The following is a 17430-nucleotide window of genomic DNA, read 5'->3' on the forward strand; positions in this document are numbered from 1 at the left end:
ACGGCTCTGCCGACGGTCGCGGCGGAGCCCTTTCGATCGAGGCCAGAATGTGCCGCGAAGGGTGGGAGGCTGGACGGTAACCCGCCCGATTCTCGTTAGGGCTGCTTCCTTCCGGACCTGACCCGGTTGGCGAGTGGAACGTCCACCACCAACCTCCCGTCCCCTATATCGGCGATCTGGGATGCGATTACAAGCGGGCGGGAGCCTGCGAAAAGCGCATCTCAAATCGCCCGGATTGGATTAGCGTGCCCCGCCATGACGCCCTCCTCCGCCCCCTTCGAGCTCGATCCTCGGCTCGCGGCCGACGCCTGCACGGTCGGCGACCTTTCGCTCTCGCGCGTGCTTCTGATGAAGCATGCGCGCTACCCCTGGCTGATCCTCGTGCCGCGCCGCGCGGGCGTGCGCGAGATCCTGGACCTCGCCGACGCCGAGCAGGCCTGCCTTTTCGGCGAGATCATCCAGGCGTCGCGGGTGGTGCAAACGCTGTTCCGGCCGGACAAGCTGAACATCGGCGCGATCGGCAACATGGTGGCGCAGCTGCACGTTCATGTGGTCGGACGGTTCAAGACCGATGAGGCCTGGCCGCGTCCCGTCTGGGGCGCCGGTTCGCCCACCCCCTATGGGGCGGCCGAGCTCGAAGAGCGCCTGGCCATGCTCTCCCGCGCCTTCGGGCGGATCTGAAACCGCTTCTTCCGGAGACGCGCCGATGTCCACGCTTTCCAGCCCCCCCGTCCGCAGCGAGCGCTCCGAACGGTCCGCCAGCCTCGGCTATTCGGTCAACCTCCTGGACCGGCGCGCCGAGCACCGGGACGACGTCGCTTACCTCGCCGGCCTCGCCGTCTCCCCGAAGGCCCGCAGCGTGGTGCTGCGCGGCGACGTCCCGGTGCTGCGGCGCGTCGCCGATGGCCATGACGCGCTGTTCAGGCCGGCCGAAGTGGCCGACATGGGCTCGGTGCGCGAGGAGGCCTTCCTCGGCCTCGACGGCGACGCGCCCGTCTACGCCGCGCTGCTGGACGCGCCGGCGCCCGAAAACGACCAGGGCGGCGACGACCTGGTGGCCATCGACCTGCGCTCCATCGCCATGCAGGGCCTGCTGCCGCCGCCCATGCTGGGCGTGCTGGCCCAGGCCAAGAGCCTGATGCACTGGCACCAGCGGCACCGTTTCTGCTCGAATTGCGGGCAGCCCACCCTGGTGGGGTCGGCCGGCTGGAAGCGCGAATGCCCCGCCTGCGAGGCGCAGCATTTCCCGCGCACGGACCCGGTGGTGATCATGCTGGCGGTGCGGGGCGACCGCTGCGTGCTCGGCCGGCAGGCGCGCTTCGTCAAGGGCGTCTATTCCTGCCTGGCGGGTTTCCTGGAGCCGGGCGAGACGCTGGAGGACGCGGTCCGCCGCGAGCTGTTCGAGGAGGCGGGCGTCGCGACCGGACAGGTGCGCTACCTGGCGTCCCAGCCCTGGCCGTTCCCGGCGTCGCTGATGATCGGCTGCGTGGCCGAGGCGCTGGCCGACGATCTCACGGTCGACTTCAAGGAGCTCGAGGACGCCCGCTGGTTTACGCGGGACGAGGTCCGCAGCATGCTGAAGGGCCAGCATCCGGACGGGATCGGCTGCCCCCCGCCCATCGCCATCGCGCACGGGCTGCTGCGCGCCTGGGCCGAGGACGGGGAGGATTTCCGGGCCGCCCGCGCGGGTTGACCTCGAGCTGGACCACGGCTTGCATGGAGGCGGCGTTCGTTGATGGATTTGCCGAGAGGTGCGGCCCGATGGGGACGACGATCGCTCCACCCGATCCCGAGGCGTCGGACAAGGACCGTCCCTTGCAGGACGACATCCGCCTGCTCGGCCAGATCCTGGGCGACACCGTCCGCGAGCAGGACGGCGAAGGCGCCTTCGAGATCGTGGAGGCCATCCGGCGCCTCTCGGTCGCCTTCCAGCGCAACGCCGACGCGACCGCGGGCGGCAATCTCGACACCCTGCTGAAGCGGCTGAGCCCGAACGAGACCGTCTCGGTCATCCGCGCCTTCAGCTACTTCTCCCATCTGGCCAATCTCGCCGAGGACCGGCACCACGTCCGCCGCCGCGCCGTCCACGAGATGATCGACGAGCCGCAGGACGGCAGCCTGGCGCGGACCTTCCAGAGGCTTCGGGACGCGGGCGTGGATGCCGACCGGATCGAGCGCGCGCTGAGGCGCGGCTTCGTGTCGCCGGTCCTCACCGCCCATCCCACCGAGGTGCAGCGCAAGAGCACGCTCGACGCCGAACGGGCGATCGCCGACCTGCTCGCCGCGCGCGACCATCTGAGGAGCGCCCGCGACAGGGCCGAGAACGAGGCCCTGCTCAGGGCCCGCATCGCCCAGCTCTGGCAGACGCGCATCCTGCGCACCGCCAAGCTGACGGTGCGGGACGAGATCGAGAACGCCCTGAGCTACTACCGATCCACGTTCCTCACCGAGATCCCGCGCCTCTACGCCGAGCTGGAGGACGCGCTCGGCCGCCCGGTGGCGTCGTTCTTCCGCATGGGCAACTGGATCGGCGGCGACCGCGACGGCAACCCCAATGTCGACGTCGACACCCTCGACATGGCGGTGCGCCGGCACGCCGAGACGGTGCTGCGGCACTATCTCACGCAGGTCCACCATCTGGGGGCCGAACTCTCCATGTCGCGCACGCTGGTGGCGTGCACGTCCGAGCTGGAGGCCCTGGCGGCAAGGTCGGGCGACGAGAGCCCGCACCGCACCGACGAGCCGTACCGGCGGGCGCTCACCGGGGTCTATTCCCGCCTGGCCGGAACGCTGCATGCCCTCACCGGGGCCGAGGCGCTCCGCCACGCGGTGGCGCCCGGCGCGCCCTATCCGGGCGCGAAGGCCTTCCTGGCGGACCTCGTCACCATCCGCGACTCGCTGCGCCAGAACCATGGCGGCGCCATGATCCGCTCGCGCCTGGCCCCGCTGATCCGGGCCGTGGAGGTCTTCGGCTTCCACCTGGCCACCACGGATCTGCGCCAGAACTCCGACCGGCACGAGGCGGTCCTGGCGGAGCTGCTCGCCGCCGCCCGCATCGAGCCCGCCTATGCGGCGCTGGACGAAGAGGCCAAGCAGCGGCTGCTGCTGGCGCAGCTGCAGGAGCCGCGCTCGCTGCGGGTGCGCGGAGCGGTCTATAGCGACGCCACGCGCTCGGAGCTCGCCATCTTCGAGAGGGCGCGCGAGCTGCGCGAGGCGTTCGGGCCGGACACCATCCGGCACTACATCATCAGCCACACCGAGACGGTCAGCGACCTTTTGGAGGTCCTGCTCCTGCAGAAGGAGTGCGGGCTGATGCGGGCGACGCTCGCGCCGGGAGAAGCATCGCGGGCCACCGTGGACCTGATCGTCGCGCCGCTGTTCGAGACCATCGAGGACCTGCGCGCGGCCGAGCCGATCATGCGCAGGTTTTACGACCTGCCCGGGATCGAGGCGCTGGTGCGCAATTCCGGGGCCGAGCAGGACGTGATGCTGGGCTATTCGGACAGCAACAAGGACGGCGGATACCTGACCGCCAACTGGGAGCTCTACCGCGCGTCCACGGCGCTGGCGAAGCTCTTCGACGAGAAGCCCGGCCTGACGCTGCGGCTGTTCCACGGACGCGGCGGCACCGTCGGCCGCGGCGGCGGACCCAGCTACCAGGCCATCCTGGCGCAGCCGCCCGGGACCGTGAAGGGCCAGATCCGCCTCACCGAACAGGGCGAGGTCATCAACGCCAAATACGCCAATCCGGAGATCGGTCGCCGCAACCTCGAGACCATCATGGCGGCGACGCTGGAGGCGACCCTGGTGGCTTCCCGCCAGGCGCCCGAGCCCGCCTTCCTGGAGGCCGCGGCGGCGCTGTCGACGCTGAGCACGGGGGCCTACCGGGCGCTCGTCTACGAGACGCCAGGCTTCACGGACTATTTCTTCTCCGCCACCCCCATCGCGGAGATCGCCGAGCTCAATATCGGGTCGCGGCCCGCCTCGCGGAAAGCCAACCGCCGCATCGAGGACCTCAGGGCCATCCCGTGGGGCTTCTCATGGGGGCAGAGCCGGGTGACGCTGCCCGGCTGGTTCGGATTCGGGTCCGCGGTCGAGGCGTTCCTGACCGAGGACCGCCAGGACAGGCTCTCCACCCTGCGGCGCATGAACGCCGAGTGGCCCTTCTTCCGCACGCTGCTGTCCAACCTGGACATGGTGCTGGCCAAGGCGGATCTCGCGGTGGCCCGGCGCTACGCCGAGCTGGTGCCGGACCGCGCCCTGGCGGAGGCGATCTTCGGGGCCATCGAGGCGGAATGGCGGCGGACGGTGTCGGCCCTGGAGGCGGTCACGGGCGAGACGCAGCGGCTGGCGGACAATCCGTCGCTGGCGCGCTCGATCGCGCACCGTTTCGCCTATATCGCGCCACTGAACCATCTCCAGGTGGAGCTCCTGCGGCGATGGCGCGCCGGGCAGGTCGACGACAAGGCGCAGCGCGGCATCCTCATCTCGATCAACGGCATCGCGGCGGGGCTGCGCAACACCGGCTGAGCGGCCTCACTCGGCCGCCGGCTGGCTCTCCAGGCGGTAGGGGTGGGCGGGATAGACGCCCAGGATGCGCACCTCCTTGGAGAAGAAGGCCAGCTCCTCCAGGGCGAGCCGCAACGGCCTCTCCTCGGGATGGCCGTCGACGTCCGCCAGGAACTGCGTCGCCGAGAACTCGCCGCCCACCATGTAGCTCTCCAGCTTGGTCATGTTGACGCCGTTGGTGGCGAAGCCGCCGAGGCCCTTGTAGAGCGCCGCCGGCACGTTGCGGACGCGGAACAGGAACGTCGTGACCGTGGGCCCCTGGCCCGCCGGCGCCCAGTCCGGCGACTTGGAGAGCACCACGAAGCGGGTCGTGTTGTGCTTCTCGTCCTCGACGTCGCGGGCGAGCGTCTCCAGGCCGTAGATCTCGCCCGCCAGGCTGGTCGCCAGGGAGGCGCGGGTCACGTCGTTCCACTCGGACACCTCGCGGGCCGAGCCGGCGGTGTCGCCCGTGATCACCGGCTTGGCTCCCAGCGTGCGGATGATCTTGCGGCACTGCCCCAGCGCATGGACGTGGCTGAACACCGATTTGACGGTCGCCAGGGTGGCCCCCTTCACGCCCAGCAGCTGGAAGTGGATCGGCAGGAAGTACTCGCCCACGATGTGCAGGCCGGAGGCGGGCAGGAAATGGTGGATGTCGGCGACGCGGCCCGCGATCGAGTTCTCGATCGGGATCATGCCGAGGCCCGCCGTGCCGTCCTGGATGGCCGCGAAGGCGTCCTCGAAGGTGGCGCAGGGCATGGGCTCCCAGTCCGGATGCACGTCCAGGCAGGCGATGTGGGAGTTGGCGCCGGGCTCGCCCTGGTAGGCGATGACCTTCTTGACGTTCGGCATGGAGGGTCTCGTGCGTTGTGCGGGAGGCGCGGCGCGCTCCGGCGGTGTCAGTGCGGGCGCCGGCCGGCGAGGATCTCGCGGGCGCGTTCGAGGTCGTGGGGCGTATCGACGCCGAGCGGGACGTCGTCGACGATCGCGATGTCGATGCGCATGCCGGCTTCGAGCGCCCGGAGTTGCTCCAGCCTCTCGCGCAGCTCGAGCGGCGCCGGGGGCAGCGACACGAAGCGCTCCAGCGCCTTGCGGCGGTAGGCGTAGAGCCCGATGTGGTGGAACAGCGGCCCGGGGCCGCTCGGGGCCGTCGCGCGGGTGAAGTAGAGCGCGCGGTAGAGTCCCGGGGCGATCGGGGTGGCGACCGGCTTCACCACGTTGGGATCGTTGCGCTCGTCCTCGCGGACGATCGGCGCCGCGATGGTGGCGATGTCGACGAGCGCGTTGGCGAGCGGCAGCACCGCCGCCTGCACGGCGCGCGGGTCGACGGTCGGCAGGTCGCCCTGCACGTTGACCACCACGTCGTGCCGGCCCTCCGGATCGAAGGCCTGCACGGCCTCGAAGATCCTGTCCGAGCCCGACGGATGGTCCGAGCGGGTCAGGACCGCGGTTCCGCCGACCGCCTCGATGGCGGCGACGATGGCGGGCTCGTCGGTGGCGACCACGACCGGGCCCAGCGCGGCCTCCATGGCGCGGCGCCAGACATGCACGATCATCGGCTCGCCGAGAATGTCCGCGAGGGGCTTTCCGGGCAGGCGCGTGGACGCCATCCGGGCGGGGATCAGCACGACGGGATCGGACATGGGCGGTTCCGGCCAGAGCGCGACCGCCGCGGGCGAGCCGGGCGGCAAAAAGTATCAAAGGGAACGCGCTTATACGAGTTGCCAAGAGCCTCGCAAAGCGGGTAATCATCCGCCGCCCTGCGGTCGCCGCTGCGGGAGTCCTTTCGCCATGGGCGTTCGGGCTCCGGTCGACGCACCCGGGGCATGGTTCGCCTTCCGCCCGCCTGCCGGGACCTCCCCAGAACCATCGAGCCGAGACAAGCCCACACGGGTCGGAGCAAGCGAATGTTCGGTATGGATTCCTTCGAGTTCAACAAGATCGCGGGGGCTGTGCTCGGCGCCTTGCTCTTCGTCATGGGCATGGGCATCCTCGCCGAGGCGATCTTCGCCGAGAAGCGGCCGATCGTGGCCGGCTATGCGCTCCCGTCCGCCGAGCCCGAAAAGGGCGGCTCCGCCGCCGAGCCGGCCGCCCAGTCCGAGCCGCTCCCCGTGCTGCTCGCCAAGGCGGACGCCAAGAAGGGCGAAGGCCTGATCAAGCCCTGCACGGCATGCCACTCCTTCGAGAAGGGCGGCGCCAACAAGGTCGGTCCCAACCTCTACGGCGTCGTCGACCGCCCGCTGGCCTCGCATGCGGGGTTCAACTACTCGGCCTCCCTGAAGGAGCACGGCGCCAAGGGCGAGAAGTGGGACTTCGCCGCGCTCGACAAGTTCATCGCCAACCCGAAGGGCTACATCCAGGGCACCGCCATGGGCTACGCCGGCCTGAAGGAAGCCGATCGCCGCGCCGACGTGCTGGCCTATCTGCGCTCGCTGTCCGACAGCCCCGTCGAACTCCCCAAGCCCTGATCCCAGGCGCCTGACGACACCGAAAGCCGGGCCCTGAGCCCGGCTTTTGCGTGAAAGGGCCGGCTCTGGCCCGCCGGCGAAAAAGCGACATAATCCGCACGACACATCGTGGAGCCGCCGGACCGGCGCGCGACGGGAGACCTCATGCGGATCGCCAGGACGACGACGAGCGGCGCAGCGCGCCCCAGGACCGGGATCGGGATCGGGGCGCGCCTCTGGGCCGCGCTGGCGGTGGCGGCGGGTGTGGTCGCCGCAGGGGCGCTCTTTCCGGCGCGAGCGGCCGAACCGGGCTGGCGGACCGCGACCTCCCTGCTGGGCTCGCCCAAATACCAGGACGGCTTCAAGCATTTCGACTACGTGAACCCCGACGCGCCGAAGGGCGGCGCCGTGCGCCTCGCCCGCCAGGGGGCGTTCGACAATTTCAATCCGGTGGTGGCCGGCGTCAAAGGACAGCTCGAGGGAGGCGTCGGGCTCGTCTATGAGCAGCTTACCGAGCAGGCGCTGGACGAGGTCTCGACCGCCTACGGGCTGCTGGCCGAGGCGGTGCGCTTCCCGGAGGATTTCTCCTCCGTCACCTATCGGCTGAACTCCCGGGCGCGCTGGCACGACGGCAAGCCGGTCACGCCCGAGGACGTGATCTTCTCCTTCGAATCCTACAAGGCCGTCAGCCCGCAGATGGCCTTCTACTACAGCCACGTGGCCAAGGCCGAGAAGACCGGCGAGCGCGAGGTGACCTTCACGTTCGACCAGCCGGGCAACCGCGAGCTGCCGCAGATCGTCGGCCAGCTGACCATCCTGCCGCGGCACTACTGGCAGGGTGCGGGACCGGACGGCAAGCCGCGCGACATCCGCAACACCACCCTCGAGGCGCCGCTGGGGTCGGGGCCCTATCGCCTCAAGGGCTTCGACGCGCAACGCAACGCCGTGTACGAACGGGTCGCCGACTACTGGGGCAAGGACCTGCCCACCCGCGTCGGCATGAACAATTTCGACCAGGTCCGGTTCGAATATTACCGGGACTCGACCGTCCTGTTCGAGGCGCTGAAGGGCGACCAGTACGACTTCCGCGTCGAGAACAGCGCCAAGAACTGGGCGACCGGCTACGACTTCCCGGCCGTGAAGGACGGGCGCGTCGTCAAGGAGGAGTTCAGCGAGCGCGCCAGCGGGCGCATGCAAGGCTTCGTCTTCAACCTGCGGCGCGAGCGTTTCCAGGACCAGCGGATCAGGCGGGCGTTCAACCTGGCCTTCGATTTCGAGGAGATGAACAAGACCGTCTTCTACGGCCTCTACCAGCGCATCGGCAGCTATTTCGAAGGCACGGAGCTCGCCTCCAAGGGCCTGCCGGAGGGGCTCGAAAAGCAGATCCTGGAGAGCGTCAGGGACAAGGTCCCGGCCAGCGTCTTCACCACGCCCTATGTCAACCCTGTGAACGGCAATCCTACGGCGGTGCGCGACAACCTGCGCGAGGCGGACCGCCTCTTGAAAGAGGCGGGCTGGGAGATCAAGGGCGGCAAGCGCGTCAACGCCAAGGGCGAGCAGCTGAGCGCCGAGTTCCTCGCCTATGATCCCACCAGCGAGCGCTTCATCCTGTTCTACAAGCCCTCCCTGGAGCGGCTGGGGATCGCGGTTTCGCTGCGCATCGTCGATCCGTCGCAATACGAGAACCGGATGCGCAGCTTCGACTACGACATCACCACGGATCTGTGGGCCCAGTCGCTCTCGCCCGGGAACGAGCAGCGCGACTTCTGGGGTTCGGCGGCGGCGGACCGGCCAGGGTCGCGCAACACGGCCGGCATCAAGGACGCCGGGGTGGACGCGCTGATCGACCGGGTGATCTTCGCCAAGGATCGCGACGAACTCGTCGCCGCCACCAAGGCGCTCGACCGGGTGCTGCTGGCCCACGACTATGTGGTCCCGCAATGGACCTCGCCCACGACCCGCACGGCGCGCTGGAACCGCTTCGGCCGGCCGGCCACGATGCCCCGCTACGCGTCCCCGGCGTTCCCGACCGTGTGGTGGTGGGACGCCGCCCTGGCGCAGAAGACCGGGGGACGGCAGTGAAGCGCCGCGACGCGCCGCCGCTCTCGGGCGGGGCGGACCCCTCATCCGACCTCGCTTCGCTCGGCCGCCTTCTCCCCGTTCCGGGGCGAAGGGCGCACCCGGCGCCGCAGCCGCAATCGGCCCCCTCTCCCCGGGACGGGGAGAGGGCTGGGGTGAGGGTGGCCGGGGCAGACCCCTCATCCGGCCCTTCGGGCCACCTTCTCCCCGCAAGCGGGGCGAAGGAAACGTCCCGCCGGGCCGTGCTGGCTGGTGGGGCAGGGCTTTTCGCGGCGGCGCTGGGCTGGAAGTTGGATGGCGCGTCGGCGCAAACTGGCCCGCCCACCCCAGCCGTGCCGCCCGCGGCCGTGGGGGAGCATCACGGCCTGTCGACCTTCGGCGAGCTGAAATACCCCGCCGACTTCCCGCATTTCGCCTACGTGAACCCGAAGGCGCCGGTCGGCGGCGCGGTGTCGCTGCAGATCAGCAGCACCTTTGGCAACCAGGCCTTCGACACGTTCGACACGCTGAACGCCTATGTGCTCAAGGGCAACGGCGCGGCGGGCGTCGAGATGCTGTTCGACAGCCTGATGGCGCGGGCGCTGGACGAGCCGGACGCGCTCTACGGGCTCGTGGCGAAGAGCGTCTCCACGGCCGAGGACGGGCTGACGCAGACCTTCCGCCTGCGGGCTGAGGCGCGTTTCCACGACGGCTCGAAGCTGACCGCGCAGGATGCGGCCTTCTCGATCATGCTGCTGAAGCAGAAAGGCCATCCGCTCATCGCCCAGACCCTCCGGATGGTGGAGAGCGCCGAAGCGCCCGAAGACGCCACCCTCATGGTGCGCTACGCCAAGGGCCGCTCCCGCGACCTGCCGTTGACCGTGGCGATGCTGCCGATCTTCTCCAAGGCCTACTACACGGCGAGGAACTTCGAGGACGCCACCCAGGAGCCGCCGCTCGGCTCCGGCGCCTACAAGGTCGGGCGCTTCGAGCAGGGCCGCTTCATCGAATATGGGCGCGTGGCCGACTATTGGGCCAAGGACCTGCCCGTCAATGTGGGCCAGAACAACTTCGCCGGCGTGCGCTACGAGTATTACCGGGACCGTCAGGTCGCCCTGGAGGGCTTTAAGGCGGGGTCGATCACCTTCCGCGAGGAGTTCACCTCCCGCGACTGGGCCAACGGCTATGACTTCCCCGCCGTGAAGGACGGCCGGGTGAAGCGCGAGGAGGTTCCGGACGAGACCCCTTCGGGCACGCAGGGCTGGTTCTTCAACACGCGGCGCGAGAAGTTCCAGGACCGGCGGGTGCGCGAGGCGCTGGGGCTGCTGTTCGACTTCGAATGGACCAACGCCACCATCATGTTCGGCGTCTACAAGCGCACGGCCTCGTACTTCGAGAACTCCGAGATGAAGGCCGAGGGGCCGCCCTCGCCCGAGGAGCTGAAGCTGCTGGAGCCTTGGCGCGGCAAAATCCCGGACGAGGCGTTCGGCGAGCCCTTCGTTCCGCCCGTGACGGACGGATCGGGGCAGGACCGCGCTTTGCTGCGGCGAGCCGACCAGCTGCTGCGGGAGGCGGGCTGCAAGCGCGAGGGCAATGCGCTGAGGCTGCCCCATGGCCAGCCCTTCGAGATCGAGTTCCTCGACTTCTCGGGCTCGCTGCAGCCGCATACGGGCTCGCTGTTCAAGAACATGAAGCTGCTCGGGATCGAGCCGCGCTTCCGCATCGTGGACGCGGCGCAGTACCAGCGGCGCACGGACGAGTTCGACTACGACATCGTCTCGCGCCGCTACGGCATGTCGCCGACCCCCGGCGAGGGCCTGAAGCTGATGTTCGGCTCGGCCTCGGCGAAGACGCCGGGCTCCTCGAACGTCGCCGGCGTCCAGGATCCGGCCGTGGACGCGCTGATCGAGGCGGCCCTGGCGGCCGATGCGCGCTCCGAGCTGGAGGCCGCGTGCCGGGCGCTCGACCGTGTGCTGCGCGCCGGGCGCTACTGGATCCCCATGTGGTACAAGGCCTCCCACTGGCTGGCCTATTGGGACATGTTCGGCAGGCCGGCCACCAAGCCCAAATACGACCGGGGCGCTCCCCGCACGTGGTGGTATGACGAGGCCAAGGCCAAGCGAATCGGAAAGGCTTGATGCGCAGCCGCTGCGTTCTCGTGTTCAACAATGCCCCTCATCCTGAGGAGCAGGCCCGCTTGGGCCTGCATCTCGAAGGACGAGGGGTCCAGAGCGCTCAACCACCGCTCACACGCTGGAGTCCCTCGTCCTTCGAGACGCATCGCCGAGGGGCGATGCTCCTCAGGATGAGGGGATTGGTGGATCGTGGGCCGCTGCGGTTAGATGCGCTCGCAATGACGACGAGGCGCTGAGCCATGTTCGCCTATGTGTCCCGCCGCATCCTGCTGATGATCCCGACGCTGCTCGGGATCATGCTCATCTCGTTCACGATCGTGCAGTTCGCGCCGGGCGGGCCGGTGGAGCGCGTGCTGGCGCAGTTGCAGGGCAACGACGCCTCGGCGACGTCGCGCATCGCCGGCGGGGCCGGCGGCGACTTCTCGGGCGGGGGCCAGACCCAGCCGGGCGGCTCCGCCGGCGAGGGATCGTCCAAGTACCGCGGCGCGCAGGGGCTGGACCCCGCCTTCATCAAGCAGCTGGAGGCGCAGTTCGGTTTCGACAAGCCGGCGCCCGAGCGGTTCGGGCTGATGCTGTGGAACTATCTGCGCTTCGATTTCGGCAAGAGCTATTTCCGGGACGTCTCCGTTCTGCAGCTCATCAAGGAGAAGCTGCCCGTCTCGATCTCGCTCGGGCTGTGGATGACGCTGCTCTCCTACGCCATCTCGATTCCGCTCGGCATCCGCAAGGCCGTGCAGGACGGATCGCGCTTCGACACCTGGACCTCGGCGGTCGTGATCGTGGGCTACGCCATCCCGGGCTTTCTCTTCGCCATCCTGCTGATCGTGCTGTTCGGCGAGGGCTCGTCCTTCATGCCGTTCTTCCCGCTGCGCGGCCTCACGTCGGAGAACTTCGCCCAGTTGCCCTGGTACGCCAAGGCGCTGGACTATCTTCGCCACCTGACGCTTCCCATCCTGTCCATGGCGCTGGGCGCCTTCGCCACCTCGACCTTGCTCACGAAGAACTCGTTCCTGGACGAGATCCGCAAGCAATATGTCCTGACTGCGCGCATGAAGGGGCTCACGGAGCGTCAGGTCCTGTATGGCCACGTGTTCCGCAACGCCATGCTGATCGTGATCGCCGGGTTCCCCGGGGCGTTCATCCACGCCTTCTTCACCGGCTCGCTGCTGATCGAGACGGTGTTCTCGCTGGACGGCCTGGGGCTCCTGTCCTTCGAATCGATCGTCAACCGCGACTACTCGGTCGTCTTCGCCAATCTCTACATCTTCTCGCTGCTCGGCCTCGTGGTGAACCTGCTCTCGGACCTCACCTACACGTGGATCGATCCGCGGATCGACTTCGAGACGCGGGAGGTCTGAGACATGGACGCACCCGTCGCGGCCCGCGCCTTCGGACCCGAAACGTCGCCCGGCGGGCCGCTCGCGCCGCCGCTGCCGCGCAAGGGCCTGCTGCGGCTGTCGCCGATCAACGAGCGCAGGCTGGCCAATTTCCGGGCCAACCGGCGGGGCTACTGGTCGTTCTGGATCTTCATGGTCCTGTTCGTGCTGTGCCTGTTCGCCGAATTCATCGCCAATGACCGGCCGATCCTGGTCCGCTACAAGGGCGAGTGGCTCGCGCCGGTCTTCGTCGACTATCCGGAGGAGAAGTTCGGCGGCTTCCTGGCGCAGACCGACTACCGCGACCCGGTGATCCGCAAGGAGATCGCCGAGAACGGCTGGGCCGTCTGGCCGCCGATCCGGTTCGCGTCGAACACCATCAACCTCGATCTGCCGACGGCGGCGCCCTCGCCGCCGACCTGGACCCTCGCCGACGAGGTCTGCCGCCCCGTCGCGGAGAAGAAGGCCGGACCGGACGCCGCAGGCCGGAAGCTCGGCTGCCGCAGCCTCGAATGGAACTGGCTCGGCACGGACGACGGCGGGCGCGACGTGCTCGCCCGGGTGATCTACGGCTTCCGCCTCTCGGTGCTGTTCGGCCTGATCCTGGCCGCGATCTCGTCCGTGATCGGCATCATGGCCGGCGCGGTGCAGGGCTATTTCGGCGGCAAGGTCGACCTCTATTTCCAGCGCGTCATCGAGATCTGGTCGGCGATCCCGTCGCTCTATCTCCTGATGATCCTGTCCAACTTCTTCCAGCCGTCCTTCTTCACCCTGCTGGGCATCCTTCTGCTGTTCTCGTGGGTGGCGCTCGTCCATGTGGTGCGCGCCGAGTTCCTGCGCGCCCGCAACTTCGACTATGTCCGCGCCGCGCGGGCGCTGGGGCTGAGCGACGCCAAGATCATGGTCAAGCACGTGCTGCCCAACGCCATGGTGGCCACCATGACGTTCCTGCCCTTCATCCTGAACGGCTCGATCACGACGCTGACCTCGCTCGACTTCCTGGGCTTCGGACTGCCGCCGGGCTCGCCCTCGCTGGGCGAGCTGCTGCTGCAGGGCAAGAGCAACATCTCGGCGCCCTGGCTGGGCCTGACGGGCTTCCTGGTGATCGCCGTCATGCTGTCGCTGCTGATCTTCATCGGCGAGGCCGTGCGCGACGCGTTCGATCCGCGAAAGACGTTTGGATGAGGCGATGGTAAACTGTGGTTGGGAGACGAGCATGAACAAGATCGTCCGGCGCCATTACCCCGTCAGCGCACTGCCGGATGACCTTCGGCGCGAGTTCGCCGATGCTCGCGAGGTCACGGTCACGATCGAGACCACGGAGCCGGATTCGATGAGCCAAGAGGATTTGGGCGCGCGGGAGCGTGACCAAGTCATGAGTTTCGAGGATATCTTCGCGCAGCGCCGCCCTCCTTTCCGCTCGGCAGAAGAGATCATGGCCGAGATCCGGGAAGGTCGGGACGATGAACGCTGAGCCCGCCCAGCGCGTCTATCTGGACGCGAACGTCTTCATCTACGCATTGGAGGGAACGGGAGAGATCGCGAAGCCGGCGATCGCCATCTTTGATCTTCTGCGCCGACATCGGGGGCACGGGGTCACGAGCGAGGTCACGCTTCTTGAAGTTCTGTCGAGAGCGAAGCGAAGCGGCGGCGCAGCTCTTCATCGACGGTATCTCGATCTGCTGGTGCTGAACGGTTACTTCGGCCTCGTCCCGGTCACCCGGTCCGTCATCTACGCGGCTGTCGAATACCGGGAACGCATTCAGTTGAGGGGCGGATCGGACCCTCTCCTGAAGAGGGCCATCGACGCCATTCACGCAGCCTCGGCGTTGTCCGAAGGGTGCGCCGCCGTGTTGACCAATGATCAGCGGATTCGGATGCCGGAAACAATACCTGTGATGCCCCCTGACGACGCTGCCTTGCGCTTCGTGCAGGCTCTCCTGTGACCCCCTCCCCCCTCCTCTCCGTCCGTGACCTTTCGGTCGTCTTCCGCCAGGGCGGAAAGACCACCACGGCGGTGGACCACGTGTCCTTCGACGTCCATGCCGGCGAGACGGTGGCGCTGGTGGGCGAGTCCGGCTCCGGCAAGTCCGTCAGCGCGCTTTCGGTTCTGAAGCTGCTGACCTATCCGCCGGCGTCCCATCCCTCCGGCGAGGTGCTGTTCAAGGGCCGGGACCTTCTGCGCGCCTCCGAGGAGGAGTTGCGCAAGGTGCGCGGCAACGCCGTCACGATGGTGTTCCAGGAGCCGATGACGTCGCTCAACCCGCTCCATCCGATCGAGCGGCAGGTGGGCGAGATCCTCTCGCTGCACAAGGGCCTTTCGGGCGCGTCCGCCCGGGCGAGGACGATCGAGCTTCTGGAGCAGGTCGGCATCCGCGACCCGGAAGGGCGGCTCGGGGCCTATCCGCACGAGCTGTCGGGCGGGCAGCGCCAGCGCGTCATGATCGCCATGGCGCTCGCGAACGAGCCCGATCTCCTCATCGCGGACGAGCCCACGACCGCGCTGGACGTCACCGTCCAGGCGCAGATCCTGAAGCTGCTCGCCCGCCTCAAGGCCGATCACGGCATGGCGATGCTGTTCATCACCCACGACCTCGGCATCGTCCGCAAGATCGCCGACCGCGTCTGCGTGATGACGAACGGGCGGATCGTCGAGACCGGGCCCGTGCGCGAGGTGTTCGAGAACCCGCAGCACGCCTATACGCGCAAGCTCCTGGCGGCGGAGCCGAAGGGCCGCCCGCCGGCGCCGAAGGCCGATGCGCCCGTGATCGTCGGCGCTGAGGACCTGAAGGTCTGGTTTCCGATCCGGCAGGGCTTCTTCAAGAAGGTCGTCAGCCATGTGAAGGCCGTCGACGGCATCACGATCGCGGTGCGCCAGGGCGAAACAGTAGGGGTCGTGGGCGAGTCGGGATCCGGAAAGACGACGCTCGGCCTGGCGATGCTGCGGCTGATCTCCTCGGAGGGGCCGATCGTCTATCTCGGCCAGCGCCTCGACGGGCTCGGCTCCAAGGACATGCGCCCGCTCCGGCGCGATCTGCAGATCGTGTTCCAGGACCCCTACGGGTCCCTGTCGCCGCGCCTGTCCGTCGCCGACATCGTCGGGGAGGGGCTGGACGCGCTCGAACGCGGGCTCTCCTACGAGGCCCGGCGGGAGGTCATCGCCCGCGCCCTCCTGGATGTCGGGCTCGATCCCGCCGCCATGGACCGCTATCCGCACGAGTTCTCGGGCGGGCAGCGCCAGCGCATCGCCATCGCGCGCGCCATGGCGCTGGAGCCGAAATTCGTCGTGCTCGACGAGCCGACATCGGCGCTGGACATGTCCGTCCAGGCGCAGATCGTGGACCTTCTGCGCGATCTTCAGCAGCGTCGAAACCTGGCCTACATGTTCATCAGCCATGATCTCAAGGTCGTCCGGGCCCTGGCCAACGAGGTGATCGTCATGCAGAACGGCAAGGTCGTCGAACAGGGGCCCGCCGCGGAGCTGTTCGCGCGTCCCAGGACCGACTACACGCGCGCTCTGTTCGCCGCCGCCTTCGACCTCGAGACCGCGGATGTCGGCGTGGTCCGCGAATGAGCGGCGCGCGCGCCTTCGTCATCGTGCTCGACTCGTTCGGCTGCGGCGGCGCGGAAGACGCCGGCGCCTATGGGGACGAGGGGGCCGACACCCTGGGCCATATCGCCGCCGCCTGCGCGCGCCGGGAGGGAGACCGGAGCGGGCTGCGCTCCGGCCCGCTGCGGCTTCCCTTCATGGACGGCCTCGGCCTGGGGCTCGCCGGGCAGGCGTCGACGGGCGGCGCGCCGCTCGACATCGGCGGCTCCGGCGCCCCGCGCGGACAGTGGGGCTATGGGGTCGAGACCTCGCGCGGCAAGGACACGCCGTCCGGCCATTGGGAGATCGCCGGAACGCCCGTGGATTTCGAATGGGGCTACTTCCCGGCCACGCAGCCGAGCTTCCCGCCGGACCTCACGGCGGCGCTCATCCGCGAAGGCGGCCTGCCCGGCATCCTGGCCGACAAGCATGCCTCCGGGACCGAGGTGATCGACGAGTTCGGCGCCGAGCATCTGCGGACCGGGAAGCCGATCTGCTACACCTCCGTCGACTCCGTGCTCCAGATCGCCGCCCATGAGGAGAGCTTCGGCCTGGAGCGGCTCTACGCCCTGTGCCGGATCGGCCGGCGCCTGTGCGATCCGCTGCGCATCGGCCGCGTGATCGCCCGCCCCTTCGTGGGCGCGCCGGAAACCGGCTTCACCCGCACGCCCCACCGCAAGGACTTCGCCATTCCGCCCCCCGCCGGCACGATCCTGGACCGGGCCGAGGCCGCGGGCCGGGCCGTCGTCACGGTGGGCAAGATCGGCGACATCTTCGCCCACCGGTCCACGGGCCGCGAGGTGAAGGCCGCCGGCAACATGGCCCTCTTCGACGCCATGCTGGACGAAGCGGCCGCGCTCGCCCGCGGCGGGTTCCTGTTCGCCAATTTCGTCGATTTCGACACCGAGTTCGGCCATCGCCGCGACGTGGCCGGCTACGCGGCCGCGCTTGAGGCCTTCGACCGGCGGCTGCCGGAGCTGGAGCGCCTGCTCCGGCCGGGCGACCTCGTGGTCCTCACCGCCGACCACGGCAACGATCCCACATGGCGGGGCACGGACCATACGCGCGAGCACACGCCCATCCTGGCTTTCGGGCCGGGCTTGCAGCCGCGCAGCATCGGGCGTCGCGAAACCCTGGCCGACATCGGCGAGACGGTCGCTCGCCATCTCGGCCTTCCGGCCCATGCGCCGGGAGCGAGCTGGATCTGACGCGCTCCGGCGCGGACGGTTTCGCGCCATAAGCGTCAACGTTGACGTTCCGGAAAGCTGGCGTAACCA

At 69.0% G+C, this 17430-nt stretch carries 14 protein-coding genes and 1 other RNA gene; 12 read left to right on the forward strand and 3 right to left on the reverse strand.

The features are described from left to right. Nucleotides 1–60: 60 nt before the first annotated feature. Nucleotides 61–158: signal recognition particle sRNA small type (ffs, locus tag ACYVO7_RS01685), an RNA gene on the reverse strand. Between the two features lie 97 nt (nt 159–255). Here ffs and ACYVO7_RS01690 point away from each other — a divergent pair. The 3 genes from ACYVO7_RS01690 (at nt 256) to ppc (ending at nt 4530) form a co-directional block, all read left to right on the forward strand. Next, a complete protein-coding gene (locus ACYVO7_RS01690) occupies nt 256–681 on the forward strand; it encodes an HIT domain-containing protein (protein WP_460448117.1) in 426 nt (141 codons plus the stop codon). Between the two features lie 25 nt (nt 682–706). Beyond that, nucleotides 707–1693, forward strand: coding sequence for an NAD(+) diphosphatase (gene nudC / locus ACYVO7_RS01695; protein WP_460448118.1), 987 nt, complete (start codon nt 707–709; stop codon nt 1691–1693). A 68-nt stretch (nt 1694–1761) separates the two neighbouring features. Next, nucleotides 1762–4530, forward strand: coding sequence for a phosphoenolpyruvate carboxylase (gene ppc / locus ACYVO7_RS01700; protein WP_460448119.1), 2769 nt, complete (start codon nt 1762–1764; stop codon nt 4528–4530). Nucleotides 4531–4536: 6 nt separating this feature from the next. Here ppc and ACYVO7_RS01705 read toward each other — a convergent pair whose 3' ends face one another. Together ACYVO7_RS01705 and ACYVO7_RS01710 are read right to left on the reverse strand one after the other, a co-directional pair. Next, nucleotides 4537–5400 (reverse strand): prephenate dehydratase, encoded by an 864-nt coding sequence (locus tag ACYVO7_RS01705; RefSeq protein WP_460448120.1) that lies wholly within the window; start codon nt 5398–5400, stop codon nt 4537–4539. A 47-nt stretch (nt 5401–5447) separates the two neighbouring features. Further along, nucleotides 5448–6191, reverse strand: a complete 744-nt coding sequence (locus ACYVO7_RS01710; RefSeq protein ID WP_460448121.1) for a 3-deoxy-manno-octulosonate cytidylyltransferase — start codon at nt 6189–6191, stop codon at nt 5448–5450. A 264-nt stretch (nt 6192–6455) separates the two neighbouring features. Between ACYVO7_RS01710 and ACYVO7_RS01715 the strand changes: the two genes are divergently transcribed. The 9 genes from ACYVO7_RS01715 to ACYVO7_RS01755 all read left to right on the forward strand — a co-directional run bounded on the left by ACYVO7_RS01715 (nt 6456) and on the right by ACYVO7_RS01755 (nt 17361). Next, complete coding sequence (locus ACYVO7_RS01715; RefSeq protein WP_460448122.1) at nt 6456–7016, forward strand: c-type cytochrome; 561 nt, start codon at nt 6456–6458, stop codon at nt 7014–7016. Nucleotides 7017–7160: 144 nt separating this feature from the next. Further along, on the forward strand, nt 7161–9077 hold the full coding sequence (locus ACYVO7_RS01720) for an extracellular solute-binding protein (RefSeq protein ID WP_460448123.1): 1917 nt from the start codon (nt 7161–7163) through the stop codon (nt 9075–9077). Between the two features lie 242 nt (nt 9078–9319). Next, nucleotides 9320–11191 (forward strand): extracellular solute-binding protein, encoded by a 1872-nt coding sequence (locus tag ACYVO7_RS01725; RefSeq protein WP_460448533.1) that lies wholly within the window; start codon nt 9320–9322, stop codon nt 11189–11191. Nucleotides 11192–11427: 236 nt separating this feature from the next. Beyond that, nucleotides 11428–12546 carry a microcin C ABC transporter permease YejB gene (locus ACYVO7_RS01730; RefSeq protein ID WP_460448124.1) on the forward strand — a complete coding sequence of 373 codons (1119 nt, stop codon included), beginning with the start codon at nt 11428–11430 and terminating at the stop codon, nt 12544–12546. Between the two features lie 3 nt (nt 12547–12549). Beyond that, nucleotides 12550–13749: an ABC transporter permease gene (locus tag ACYVO7_RS01735; protein WP_406856192.1), complete on the forward strand. Its 1200-nt coding sequence runs from the start codon at nt 12550–12552 to the stop codon at nt 13747–13749. A gap of 31 nt (nt 13750–13780) precedes the next feature. Next, complete coding sequence (locus ACYVO7_RS01740) at nt 13781–14038, forward strand: hypothetical protein (protein ID WP_460448125.1); 258 nt, start codon at nt 13781–13783, stop codon at nt 14036–14038. Next, a complete protein-coding gene (locus tag ACYVO7_RS01745; RefSeq protein WP_460448126.1) occupies nt 14028–14510 on the forward strand; it encodes a type II toxin-antitoxin system VapC family toxin in 483 nt (160 codons plus the stop codon). The genes ACYVO7_RS01740 and ACYVO7_RS01745 overlap by 11 nt, the downstream gene beginning before the upstream one ends. Further along, nucleotides 14507–16138, forward strand: coding sequence for an ABC transporter ATP-binding protein (locus ACYVO7_RS01750; RefSeq protein ID WP_460448127.1), 1632 nt, complete (start codon nt 14507–14509; stop codon nt 16136–16138). The genes ACYVO7_RS01745 and ACYVO7_RS01750 overlap by 4 nt, the downstream gene beginning before the upstream one ends. Continuing rightward, a complete protein-coding gene (locus ACYVO7_RS01755) occupies nt 16135–17361 on the forward strand; it encodes a phosphopentomutase (protein WP_460448128.1) in 1227 nt (408 codons plus the stop codon). The genes ACYVO7_RS01750 and ACYVO7_RS01755 overlap by 4 nt, the downstream gene beginning before the upstream one ends. The last annotated feature ends 69 nt before the right edge of the window (nt 17362–17430 follow it).

This window comes from Alsobacter sp. SYSU BS001988 (assembly GCF_054796215.1).

Coding starts and splice junctions, on each gene's coding strand:
- ACYVO7_RS01690 (WP_460448117.1), top strand. CDS start 256: ATGACGCCCTCCTCCGCCCCCTTCGAGCTCGATCCTCGGCTCGCGGCC.
- nudC (WP_460448118.1), top strand. CDS start 707: ATGTCCACGCTTTCCAGCCCCCCCGTCCGCAGCGAGCGCTCCGAACGG.
- ppc (WP_460448119.1), top strand. CDS start 1,762: ATGGGGACGACGATCGCTCCACCCGATCCCGAGGCGTCGGACAAGGAC.
- ACYVO7_RS01705 (WP_460448120.1), bottom strand. CDS start 5,400: ATGCCGAACGTCAAGAAGGTCATCGCCTACCAGGGCGAGCCCGGCGCC.
- ACYVO7_RS01710 (WP_460448121.1), bottom strand. CDS start 6,191: ATGTCCGATCCCGTCGTGCTGATCCCCGCCCGGATGGCGTCCACGCGC.
- ACYVO7_RS01715 (WP_460448122.1), top strand. CDS start 6,456: ATGTTCGGTATGGATTCCTTCGAGTTCAACAAGATCGCGGGGGCTGTG.
- ACYVO7_RS01720 (WP_460448123.1), top strand. CDS start 7,161: ATGCGGATCGCCAGGACGACGACGAGCGGCGCAGCGCGCCCCAGGACC.
- ACYVO7_RS01730 (WP_460448124.1), top strand. CDS start 11,428: ATGTTCGCCTATGTGTCCCGCCGCATCCTGCTGATGATCCCGACGCTG.
- ACYVO7_RS01735 (WP_406856192.1), top strand. CDS start 12,550: ATGGACGCACCCGTCGCGGCCCGCGCCTTCGGACCCGAAACGTCGCCC.
- ACYVO7_RS01740 (WP_460448125.1), top strand. CDS start 13,781: ATGAACAAGATCGTCCGGCGCCATTACCCCGTCAGCGCACTGCCGGAT.
- ACYVO7_RS01745 (WP_460448126.1), top strand. CDS start 14,028: ATGAACGCTGAGCCCGCCCAGCGCGTCTATCTGGACGCGAACGTCTTC.
- ACYVO7_RS01755 (WP_460448128.1), top strand. CDS start 16,135: ATGAGCGGCGCGCGCGCCTTCGTCATCGTGCTCGACTCGTTCGGCTGC.